Here is an 11,870-nt window from a genome sequence, read left to right on the forward strand (position 1 = left end):
GAAGCCGCCTGGCACGCCGCCCAGGCCGAACCGACTACCATCCCGGCATCACCGATCCGATCCAGGTAACAACCATCTCGGGTTATCGGGGGAAGCTCAACACGCCGGTTCTGGTGATGATCGTGTGTTCGGTGTTCGGTGTTCGGTGTTCGGTGTTCGGTGTTCGGTGTTCGGTGTTCGGTGTTCGGTGTTCGGTGTTCGGTGGGGGTGTCGTGGCGTCGGTGGTGTGTGTGCACGGGATCGGTCAGCAGGTGCTGGGAGAGGGGTCGTTGTTGAAGGACTGGCAGCCAGCGTTGCTGGACGGTCTGCGGCGTCACGCCGACACGACAGCATCGTCGAGGTCGGTGGCCGCCGCCTTGGACGTGCGGGCGGTGGATGTGGCGATGGCGTTCTACGGCGATGTGTTCCGTCCGGCGGGGTCGTTTCTGGCGGTGGGTGATCCGATCCTGGGCGTGGCCGACGTGGCGGCGGGGTTGGAGCGTGAGCTGTTGGCGGCGTGGTGGGCCGAGGCGGCGCGGGTCGACGGGCGGGTGGCGCCGCCGGGTGGGGACACGCTGGCCGCCACGCCGCAGTGGGTACAGCGCGGACTGATGCAGTTGTCGAATTCGCGGTTCTTCGCCGGAGCGGCGCTGCGGGTGATGGTGCGCGATCTCAAGCAGGTCGCGCGGTACCTGACTGAGCCGGCCGTGCGCACTGCGGCACGAGCGCGGGTGACCGAGCTGTTGGAGGCCGATACACGGGTAGTGGTGGCGCACTCGTTGGGCTCGGTGGTGGCTTATGAGGCGCTGTGCGCCACACCGGGACACAGGGTGCGGGCGCTGGTGACGCTCGGTTCGCCGTTGGGCATCGCGAACCTGATGTTCGACCGCTTGGACCCCGCACCGGTCGACGGGCAGGGCGCCTGGCCCGGCGACCAGGAGCTGGTGTGGACCAACGTGGCCGACCCGGGCGATGTGGTGGCGTTGGTCAAGGACCTGCGGCCGCGCTTCGGCCGGCGGGTGCGCAACGCGGTGGTGGACAACGGCGCCAAGGCGCACTCAGTGGTGCCGTATCTGACCGACGCGGTGACCGGCGCGGCGATCGCGGCGGGCCTGGCATGACCGGCACCACCTCCTTTCCTGCTTCCTCACCGTCCGGCGGGTCGGTGCCGGTGGAGGGGCGTCGGCTGCTGGTGGCCACGGCCGTCACCCGACACCACCACCACCCGGGATGGGACCGCCCGGCGCTGACCCAGGCCCGCCGCGAGTTGATCGAGCTGTTCACCGGCCGCTTCGGCTATCGGCACCTCAGCGATCTGGGGCTAGACCCCACCCGGCATCAATTAACCACCGGTCTGGAAGCGGCGTGCTCGCCGCTGGCGGCCGACCCGATCGGCGAACCGGACATGCTGGCGGTCTACATCACCTGCCACGGGCACGTCTTGGACGACACCGGCGAGCACGTGCTCATTACCTCCGACACCCATCCCGACCACCTCGGCGCCGCAGTGACCACGGCGGACCTGACCGCGGGCATGCTACGCGGTACGAAGGTCCGGCGGCTGCTGCTGATGCTGGATACCTGCCAGGCCGGGCGGGGCGGCAACGAGATCGCCGCGGCTGCCCTGGCCCGGTTGACCGACACCTGGGGACGGCACCCCGGCGCGGGCATGACGGTCATCGTCTCCGCGCAGCCGTTCGAGGAGGCAGCGACCGGGGCGTTCCCGAGGCTGCTGCGCTGGGCGGTGGACGCCGTGCCGGTCGCCGGACACGGCCCGGCCACGCTGGACCTACAGGCGCTGGTCACCGAGATGAACAAGCATGTGCCCGACCACCAGCGCATCGGCATCGCCCAGATCGGCATGACCGGCCACGCCCCGCCGTTTCTGCCCAATCCCCGCCACGCCCCCACCCTCGACGGCGTCGACCTGGCCGTCCAACAGGCCGTGCAGTGGCGGGCCGCAGCCGACAAGCAGGAGAAGGCGTTCCGCGACGCGGTGGTGCGCCGCGCGATGGCCAGCCACGACGCCCCCGGCGGCGGCTGGTGGTTCATGGGCCGCCACACCGCCCTGCACGACCTCACCACCTGGCTCAACATCCCCGACCCCGCCCGGCCACTGCGGGTGGTCACCGGGGACCCCGGCTCCGGGAAGTCGGCCGTGCTGGGACTGCTGGCCACCCTCGCCGACCCCGACCGCCGCCACACCGTCCCTGTCCATACCTTGGGCCTGTCATCCGGCGCCGTCCCGGCCACCGGGGTCATCGATGTCCGGTTAACCGCGCAACAGGCCACCACCGAACAGATGCTGCACGCCCTGGCCTCGGCCGCACGCCTGGACGCAACCAACCTCGGACAACTTCTGACAGGCCTGGAACCCACGCTCCGACAGCGGGGAACACCGTTCACCGTCCTGCTCGACGGCATGGACGAGGCCGCAGCACCCCACGACCTGGTCGGCCGACTGCTGGCACCGCTGCTCGACCAGGCCCAAGGTCGGATCCGGCTGCTGCTGGGCACTCGCCCACACCTGCTGGACGCCCGCTCACACCTGCTATCCGCCCTTGCACCCGGGCTGCACCGCGGCGACGTCGACCGGGTGGTCGACCTGGACGCCGAGCGCTACGCAGACCCCGAGGCCATGACCGCCTACGCCCTGCGCACTCTGCTCGGCGCCGTGGCCGACAGCACCTACCGCGGCCAGCCCCGCCACCGCCTGCTGCCCGTCGCCCAGGCCGTCGTCGACGCCGCGCACCCCTCGTTCCTGGTCGCCCGCATCACCGCGGCCACCCTGGCCTCCCGACCCGTCGTCGATCCCACCGACGCCGCTTGGCGGCGCTCGCTGCCCCGGCTGCCCGGCGAGGCCATGCGCCACGACCTCGATACCCGCCTCGGAACCGACGCCGCACGCGCCCGTGACCTGCTGTTGCCCCTGGCTTTCGCCCAGGGGAACGGGCTGCCGTGGGAGGACGTCTGGGCGCCGCTGGCCTCATGCATCTCCGGACGCCACTACACCGACGACGACCTGCTGTGGTTGCGTGACCACGCTGGCTCCTACATCGTGGAAAACATCCAAGACAGCCGCTCGCTCTACCGGCTCTACCACCAGGCCCTGGCCGAACACCTGCGCGACGGCGTCGACCACCGCGCGGTGCATTCGGCGTTCGTCGGCCTCCTGCTCGACCGGGTTCCCCTCGGCTCCGACGCCCGCACCGACTGGACCCGCACCCACCCCTACACCCGCATCCACCTGGCCAGCCACGCCATCGGAGCGGGCCGTGTCGACGAGCTCCTCACCGACCCCGAATACCTCGTTCACGCCGACCCCGACACCCTGCTCCCGGCGCTGAACTACACCACTGGCGATATTGCGGTGCGCACCCGCGCGATCTACCGCAACACCGCCTATCGCGACCTCACCCCGCGCCAGCGCCGCCTTACCCTGGCCATCGATGCCACCCGCTTCGGCGACATCACCCTCGCGACCGAACTCATCCACAACCTCACCTGGCGCCCCTACTGGGCCACCGGTAAACAAGCCAGCACCGCCCACCGCGCCACCTTCGCCGGCCACACCGGTATGACGATGGCAGTGGCGTGCACTGAACTCCAGGGCCGTCCTGTGGCCGTCACCGGCGGCTCCGACGGCATGGTGCGAGTATGGGGGGTGGGCGCGGTGGCGTGTGCGGTGGTCGACGGCCGCCCCGTCGCCGTCACCGGCGGCTACGACGGCGTGGTACACGTGTGGGACCTGATCGACCGAACCCTGCGCTCCACCCTGACCGTCACCGTCACCGACGACGGCCGCGACGACGGTGCGGTGTTGGTGTGGGATCTGGAGGAGGGGACGTTGCGCGCCACCCTGACCGGCCACACTGGCAGGGTGGGCGCGGTGGCGTGTGCAGTGGTCGACGGCCGCCCCGTCGCCGTCACCGGCGGCTACGACGACACGGTGTTGGTATGGGACCTGCTCGACCGAACCCTGCGCGCCACCCTCGCCGAGCACACCGGTGCAGTGAGCGCGGTAGCGTGTGCGCTGGTCGACGGCCGCCCCGTCGCCGTCACCGGCGACTACGACGGTGACGTGCGGGTGTGGGATTTGCCGGAAGTCGGATCACAAACAGCGTCCACCATCGGTGGGACCGACATCACCGCAGCGGCGTGCACTCAACTCCAGGGCCGTCCCGTTGCCGTCACCGGCGACTACGGCGGTGACGTGCGGGTGTGGGACCTGGACGACGGGACGTTGCGCGCCACCCTGACCGGCCACACCAGGCCGGTGCGGACGGTGGCTTGTGCGGTGGTCCTGGGGCGGCCCGTGGCCGTCACCGGTGACGACGACGACACGGTGCGGGTCTGGGATCTGCTCGAGGGGACGCTGCGCACCACCCTCTCCGGCCACACCGGCGGGGTGGGCGCGGTGGCGTGTGCGGTGGTCAACGGCCGCCCCGTCGCCGTCACCGGCGGCTACCTCGGTGACGTGCGAGTGTGGGACCTGATCGACGAGACCCTGCGCGCCACCCTTTACGGCGACATCGGCGAGACGATGGTGATGGCGTGTGCGGTGGTCAACGGCCGCCCCGTCGCCGTCACCGGCGGCTACGACGGTGACGTGCGGGTGTGGGACCTGATCGACGGAACATTGCGCACCACCCTCTCCGGCCACACCGATGGGGTGGGCGCGGTGGCGTGTGCGGTGGTCAACGGCCGCCCCGTCGCCGTCACCGGCGGCTACGACGGTGACGTGCGGGTGTGGGACCTGATCGACGGAATATTGCGCACCACCCTGACCGGCCACACCAGGTCGGTGTCGGCGGTGGCGTGTGCGGTGGTCGACGGCCGCCCCGTCGCCGTCACCGGCGACGACAGCGCGGTGTGGATGTGGCAGTTGAACAGCGGAACGGGAGACATTCTGTTCCGCCAGAACGAGATCCGGGCGCTGGCCGTCGGTCCCCGTGGAGAGATCGTCAACAGCAGTGGATGGGACCTCGTCGTCACCCATAAAATTCAGCGATGACCCGAACCGTCGACCGATAGGGCGGAACGGCGGTCGTGCATCCGATGGCGACCGCCCGCGTCCAGGTTGAGCAGGCAGCAGGCACGCCGTCGTGTGGGGTGTCAGAACTCTGCACTGGGCTGCTGAGCTGCTGAGCTGCTGAGCTGCTGAGCTGCTGAGCTGCGACGATCGCGCACGCTGGACCACCAGGGCATGATCGCGGGGTGTGGCGTTACGACTGCTGTACCTGATCTTCGCCCGGCTCATCGGCTGGCTGATTCTGCTCGGCAGGTCATCGGCGGCCAAAGACGTGGAGTTACTGGTACTAAGGCACGAAGTCGCAGTGCTGCGCCGCACCAACCCCCGCCCACGACTGGACTGGGCCGATCGCGCGGTGCTCACCGCATTGGTGCGCCGACTCCCCCGACTGCTGCGCGAGCACCGAGTGGTGACACCGGGCACCGTTTTGCGCTGGCACCGGCGCCTGGTAGCGAAGAAGTGGACCTACCCGAACCGCACCGGACGCCCACCGATCGACGACACTGTGGTGGCGTTGATCGAGAGAATGGCCCGAGAAAACGTGGGCTGGGGCTACCGCCGCATCCAAGGCGAGCTGCTCAAGCTCGGACATCGGACAGCTGCCTCGACCATCCGCCGCGTGCTCAAGCGCCTGCGAATACCGCCCGCGCCCCAGCGCGACACCGACACCTCCTGGCGACGATTCCTTCGCGCCCAGGCCGCGAGCATGTTGGCATGCGACTTCTTCCACGTCGACTGCGCCGTCACCCTCAAACGCGTGTACGTCTTCTTCGTAATGGAAGTCGCCACCCGCTACGTCCACATCCTCGGCACCACCACCAACCCCGACGGAGCATGGACCACACAACAAGCCCGCAACCTGCTCATGGACCTCGGCGACCGGGCCGACGACTTCCGGTTCCTCGTCCGCGACCGGGCCGGACAGTTCACCGTCTCGTTCGACGCGGTCTTCTCCGATGCGGGTATCCAGGTCGTGAAGATCCCACCACGGTGTCCGCGAGCCAACGCCCACGCCGAACGATTCGTCGGCACCGTCCGACGCGAAGCCACCGACCGACTACTCATCCTCAACGAACACCACCTGAGATCAGTGCTGCAGCACTACGTGGCTCACTACAACCACCGCAGACCTCACCAAGCCCTACAACTCGCACCACCACGACCGGATCGACCGATCGCAGAGCCGAGCTGCACGTCGATACGCCGCCGACCAGTCCTCGGCAGCTTGATCAACGAGTACGAACCCACAGCAGCCTAACCGCAGGTCAGAGCACATGGCCGACTTTTGGCACCCCACAGGGTGACCCGCTCTGCGGTGACCTTCGCGTCTTCCGGTAGGAAGTCGTAGTAGTCCGGATCGGCGGGTTCCCGCTCGACGAACAACACCTGCGCTTCCACGCCGAACGCGGAGAAGAGATCGGCCTTGGCCGTGACCTCAGCCTTGGGCATGCCACCATGGAGGTGCGCCCGCACGTCCTGTGGCTCAGGAGGCGGTGCGTTGTCGACATAGCGACGGATGTTCAGGTTGGCCTCTTCGGCCAGCAGCTCGTCGACCGTCACGACACGCGAGTAGCCGGGAATCTCCTGCCAGTCCCTGTACGTACTGACGATTTTCTCGGTGTGCTCCGGTCCCAGCTCGTTCTGCGCCCGACCGCTGGTGTACTCACGGTCGGCGTTGATGAACAGGACCTTTTTCTGCCTGCGAGGGTCGGTTTTGCCGCCTGGGCTACGCAACACCAGCACACAGGCGGGAATCCCGGTGCCGTAGAAGAGGTTCGGGCCGAGGCCGATGATCGCCTCGATAGCGTCAGAACGAAGCATGTTCTCGCGAATCGAGCGCTCTGCTCCGCCGCGGAACAGGACACCATGCGGCATCACGGTCGCGGCGATGCCGTTCTGCGTCAGCACGGCGACCATGTGCTGGACGAACATCAGGTCGGCCTTCTTGCCGGTTTCCGGGGCCCACCCGAACATCATCCGGTCGGCGAACTTCACGTCCTCGGTCCGGTAGTTCAGCGAGAACGGCGGGTTGGAGAGAACCTTCCGGAACCGCCTCAGTTTGTCGCCGTCACGATGCAACGGCTCCTCGAGCGTGTCACCGTTGCGAAGATCGGCATCTCGGGCCCCGTGCAGAAGAAGGTTCATCTTCGCCATCGCCCAGGAGGTGCCGCTCTTCTCCTGGCCGTAGAGGGCGAGCTGTTCAACGTCGCCGCCGTGTTCCTCGACGTGTTCCTTGGCCAGCAAGAGCATTCCGCCTGAGCCCGCACATGGGTCGTAGACGCTGTCGCCCGGCTGCGGGTCAACCAGCCGCACCATCATCCGCACCACCGAGCGCGGCGTGTAGAACTCGCCGCCCTTCTTGCCGGCAGAGTCGGCGAACTCGGCGATCAGGTACTCGTAGGCCGCGCCGAGCATGTCCGGGAACTCGAAGTCGATGTCCCGGAGGCGGTACCGGTCGAAGTGGTGGATCAGGTCGACCAGTTCGCGGTTGGTCAGCTTCGTCTGGCCGGTCTCCCGGCTGAACTGGATGTGCCGCAGCACGCCACGCAGGCTGTTGCCGTTGTGGCTCTCCAGGTTGGCGATCGCCTTGTCGAGCTCCGTGGCGACCGTGTCCGCGACCGTGAGCTGGTTCAGCCCCTTCGGCGGGGCTTGGTCGCCGGCACTGCGCAGGTGCGGCCCCTTCCACCAGCGGGCGTGGGGAGGGACGTAGATGTGTTCCGCATACGCGTCCGAGTTGTTCGCCCAGGCCAGCGACTGGTCGACGTCGCCGTCGGTGCGATCCATCATCAGTTCGTAGACGCGCTGCCACTCGGGCTGGAACTCGTCCGAGCACCGCTTCAGGAACAACATCCCGAAGATGAAGTCTTTGTACTCGGAGGCGTCCATCTTGCCGCGGAGGATGTCCGCCGCAGTGAAGAGATGCCGTTCCAGTTGGGAGAGGGTCAGCTTTGCCACGTGCGAACCTTACTCAGGCGTCGATGATCTTCAGTGAGACGAGCAGCCGCCACACGTCGGTGCATGGATCCCGCCTCAGCGGCGGACAGTGATCGTCGTCGTGTCCGGCTTGGTCGGAGCACGTCGTGGTCGGGCAGTCGTTCGCCAGCTTCTTCGCATTGCGTGCGGCGATCTCGTGCTTGTCCCACAGGGCCTCGACGCGTTCGCCTCTGACGCTCTTGTCGCCCCGTATGTCGAACGTCTCAAACCCACGCTGCCTGCGCAGCTGCTCGTGCACGATGGTGCTGGATCCGCTCTGCCGCCCCGAGTTGAACCCGGTGAAGTGCAGAAGCAACCACAGGTCAAACGAAGGACTGGAGTAGGCGATATTGACGTTCTTCGCGCTGGCCTTGTCGAACGCCTGCGGGATGCCTTCGTGCTGATCGCGGTCGAACATCGCCCAGAGCTCATCGCGCCGCGGATCCTCAGCTTGAGCGAGAACGTGGTCGACAGCCTCAAGAGGCTTCATCCCGTTCCGCTTGGCCAGGACATGCAGCGTAATCCGCTTCGAGTCGAGGAGATCCTTCTTGAGGTACGTGAGGTAGTCGACCTCGGTACGTTCTCCCTCGACCGCGACATAGATGACGCGATGCTCGCGTGAAGCACCCTTGGTCTTGTGCAGTGGCTTGTCCGCGTTCGGATTACTGCGCCTGCTCACACGCCCCCCGACACGAGTTCCGTCACCTCGCGGGCCAGCTCGCCGGCCGTCACCCGTGGCACGCCACCGTAGCGCCCGCGCAGGTAACCGAGTTCCAAGTTGTCAGTGGTCCGCGGGCCAGCGTCGGTAAGCGGATAGAGCTCAGTTTCGCCAGTACCGCGCTTTGTCGTGATCCACACCTGGTCGCGACTCAGCGGACGCCCCACCACGCCCTTGCCCAAGAGCGTGGCGTCGTGGGTGGTGAACAACAACTGAGCACCGTTCGGGTTCGCGTCTGGATCTTGGAACAGCCGGACGACCTCAGCGGCCAGGACGGGATGCAGGCTGGAGTCGAGTTCGTCGGCCAGCAACACCGAACCTCGTTCCAGCATCTCCAGCACAGGGCCAAGGAAGGCGAACCAGGCGTGCGTACCAAGCGATTCTTGGGTGCGGAAGTCGAGTGGTAGCGGCTTGCCACGTCCGGTGCGATGCAGCAGCTTGACTTGCTGGTCGTTCGGCAGTGACTCGTCGATGTCCAGCCCGACGATTCCCAGATCTGCGACTCGCAGCAGCGACTCGACGCGTTTGCGGTAGTCGTCTCCTCGTTTCGGATCAACCAACCGTTGCCTGGTGTAGTCGCTCCGCTGGGCGACGCCGGCGTCATCCGAAGCCACCACCCAAAAGTTGTTTGTGAACCACCGGTGGAGCGGCCGCAATTGCTTGTTGTTGAAGGTAGCTCCGACAGTGAGGAAGAGGGCGTTCGGCCTCGCCAGTTCGACCAGTTTCTTGGCGCCGCGCAAGTTCTCGTTGGGGAACCGGAACTCCTCGCCACCAGCTCGATCAGCCTCGCGGTCGAACCACACCTGCTTGTGACCGCCGGGGTAGGCATGGAGCCACTCAGCTTCGACGCGCTCGTCTGACAGCTCGAAGCCGTAGGTGTAGCGAACCTTGGTCTGGCCCAGCAGAAGGTCTACCTCGAACAGTGTGTTCTCGCGTCGACATGCGGGATCGAGTGCGAACGGGTCCCTCGGCACGCCTTCGTCTCGTGCCCAGTCCGCCACCGAGTCACGCACGGCTGCGCGCATGGCTACGAGGGCACTGAGCAGGTTGGACTTGCCGGAGGCGTTGGCGCCGAAGATCCCTACCGCGGGGATGACACCGATCTCCTTGCCGCCGGACTCGATCCCGGTGTGCCGGACGATCTCGTGGTCGACGTCCGAGGCCACGAACGCCAGCTCATACTCATCGCGGAGCGAGCGGTAGTTGGCAACACGGAACCTCAGGAGCACAGCTCACCTCCTCCGCCCGCGTTGGGCCAGCTTTTGCAGTATCTCACGTCAGAAGCTTGCAGAACAGGACCAAAAACCCGGCATCTTCCCTGGCCACAGGGTAGGCCGAACGGCTACCAGCAGGTAGTCACAACCCGAACGTGTGCACAGCATCACTCCGTTGAGGACGTGCAGGACCGACCCACATCGCCATGCCCAAAGACCTGTCACCGGCCCTCGCGACGCCGCAGTACGATCACCCGGCAGCTGACTGCAGGAAACTTGCCCGAGCAGCCCGATGGGGACCGCGTCATCTCAGCAGGATCGAGATGAAATCCATCCCGTCGCAACCAAATCACGTCTTGACGCGCACATATCCAGACAAGAGTTCATCCGCGATACCGACCCTCAAAGCCAACTGCTTCGCGATCTTCAAATTAAGCTTGTCAATAGTCGCCTCAATGGCCGCCAACTGATCCACTATCAAAGCTTGATCAGCAACAGGAGGGCAAGGTACAGGAAAATTGGAAAGTTGCCCAAGACTAATCGAAGCTAGATTTGTAGTCTGCTTCGACGTGTTAACAAACCATTGCCTGCCGCAAGGAGAGGATGAATACGCGGACAGAAAATGCGGGAGCATCTTTCCAGTATCGCACCTAACGCGAAAGATGTGATTCTGATGAAGGCATGGACTAATACGGCCATCCCAAACCGCACCCCGACCGAGCTTGTCGAAATCCCCACCTTCCGTCATCAACATATCGCCAGCAAGGAGTTCGAACCGACCGACATCAGACTCTCGCACACGAACCCGCTTGACATTCAAGGTTTCAATGAAACCGTCCTTGACATTCGCTACCCGCAAGTAAGGAAGCTCAACCGTTCCTGGACCGCGCGGCTCACTTCCAAGAGTCACCCCTGCACTGATTGACGCAACGCTTCCCAGCAGGGCCGTCGACCAGCGAGCAGACCTTTCCGGCTGATTGAATAGGAACTCAGCCAGACGCCCATGTGCCACCTGTCGCAACTTAGCGATCGCTCTATCTGCAGAGCTAATCGCTTCATCAACTGAGTCCAGAACGTCGACGATACGTCTTTGCTCACGTTCGTCCGGTAGCCCAATTCGTAGACTCGCAATCTGCTGAGAAGGCAATCGGCCAGTGCCATGACCCGCTTCATCAACCATGGCGAGTATCTCATTTTCCCTTACCTTCAGAGAATAGGCAAGAAAGCGCGGGCCCACCCCTGCAGGCGTCAGTATCGCCTTGCAGTCCTGCCCGAAAGCAACTTCGCGATTGGTGACTCCAACCCGAAACTCATTCTTTAGACTCATCCCCCGAACGACAAATATGACGGTGCCGGAAGGAACCTTCCGGGTACCGCTTCTCGCGCCAAGTTCAGTGACACGACGCTCAGACTCGCCGATCTCAAATGACTTTAGACTTGCGGCACTGATCCACGGAATTTCTCCATCCCAATAGGCTGGGTTGGCCGTCGAAGGAGTACCGCCCGACAGCCAGGTACCAATCCTGCCCAACTCGACGACATCCCAATCCGGTGGATACTCGGACACGGACGAACTCCAATCGCTGGCCAGTCGCGGCACCGCAGTTTACCGCCCCTCAATTTGTAGTGTCGACTGAGGTCAGGTGAGATGGAGTTGAGTTCCGGCGCTGGCGAGGCAGCCGTCGATAATGTCGCTACGGCACTGGATCTTGCGTAAGCTCTGTCGGGCTGCCTGAACGAGATGGTCGAGGGAGGTGAACGCGACGTTGGACAACCAGCGGCGCCGCAGCACCGACCAGAGGCCTTCGACCAGATGGAGGTTCGGCGCGTAGGCGGGAAGCTGGTATACGGTCAACTAGTGGCTTGTCACGCAGCCTTGGCCGGGTAATGGGTCCAGGTGCGGATGGGTGAGTCGGTGGCGAACCCGGTCTTGGGTTGGGCTCGGGCGTTGCGC

Annotated in this window: 8 protein-coding genes; 3 read left to right on the forward strand and 5 right to left on the reverse strand. The window is 65.5% G+C overall.

The features are described from left to right. Positions 1 to 230 precede the first annotated feature (230 nt). The 3 genes from OQ02_RS38820 to OQ02_RS46475 all read left to right on the forward strand — a co-directional run bounded on the left by OQ02_RS38820 (position 231) and on the right by OQ02_RS46475 (position 6,269). On the forward strand, positions 231 to 1,100 hold the full coding sequence (locus OQ02_RS38820; protein ID WP_197043710.1) for a hypothetical protein: 870 nt from the start codon (positions 231 to 233) through the stop codon (positions 1,098 to 1,100). Next, positions 1,097 to 4,993, forward strand: a complete 3,897-nt coding sequence (locus OQ02_RS38825; RefSeq protein ID WP_197043711.1) for a WD40 repeat domain-containing protein — start codon at positions 1,097 to 1,099, stop codon at positions 4,991 to 4,993. Before OQ02_RS38820 ends, OQ02_RS38825 begins: the two co-directional genes overlap by 4 nt. A 205-nt stretch (positions 4,994 to 5,198) precedes the next feature. Next, entirely contained in the window at positions 5,199 to 6,269 is a 1,071-nt protein-coding gene (locus OQ02_RS46475) for an integrase core domain-containing protein (protein ID WP_033443690.1), read from the forward strand. Here the strand turns inward: OQ02_RS46475 and OQ02_RS38835 are convergent. The 5 genes from OQ02_RS38835 to OQ02_RS44520 all read right to left on the reverse strand — a co-directional run bounded on the left by OQ02_RS38835 (position 6,266) and on the right by OQ02_RS44520 (position 11,771). Beyond that, the gene (locus OQ02_RS38835; protein ID WP_051773471.1) at positions 6,266 to 7,966 is read right to left on the reverse strand and encodes a type I restriction-modification system subunit M; all 1,701 of its coding nucleotides are present in this window, start codon (positions 7,964 to 7,966) and stop codon (positions 6,266 to 6,268) included. The two genes, OQ02_RS46475 and OQ02_RS38835, sit on opposite strands and share 4 nt — an antisense overlap. Before the next feature lie 13 nt (positions 7,967 to 7,979). After that, positions 7,980 to 8,663: an RloB family protein gene (locus tag OQ02_RS43350; protein ID WP_081916271.1), complete on the reverse strand. Its 684-nt coding sequence runs from the start codon at positions 8,661 to 8,663 to the stop codon at positions 7,980 to 7,982. Beyond that, positions 8,660 to 9,931, reverse strand: a complete 1,272-nt coding sequence (locus tag OQ02_RS38850; RefSeq protein WP_033443693.1) for an AAA family ATPase — start codon at positions 9,929 to 9,931, stop codon at positions 8,660 to 8,662. Before OQ02_RS38850 ends, OQ02_RS43350 begins: the two co-directional genes overlap by 4 nt. A gap of 334 nt (positions 9,932 to 10,265) precedes the next feature. Beyond that, positions 10,266 to 11,483 (reverse strand): restriction endonuclease subunit S, encoded by a 1,218-nt coding sequence (locus tag OQ02_RS43355; RefSeq protein WP_197043712.1) that lies wholly within the window; start codon positions 11,481 to 11,483, stop codon positions 10,266 to 10,268. Between the two features lie 72 nt (positions 11,484 to 11,555). Next, entirely contained in the window at positions 11,556 to 11,771 is a 216-nt protein-coding gene (locus tag OQ02_RS44520; protein ID WP_156077608.1) for a hypothetical protein, read from the reverse strand. Positions 11,772 to 11,870: the final 99 nt, after the last annotated feature.

Origin of the sequence: Saccharothrix sp. NRRL B-16314 (genome assembly GCF_000716595.1) — a bacterium.
Lineage (GTDB): Bacteria > Actinomycetota > Actinomycetes > Mycobacteriales > Pseudonocardiaceae > Actinosynnema.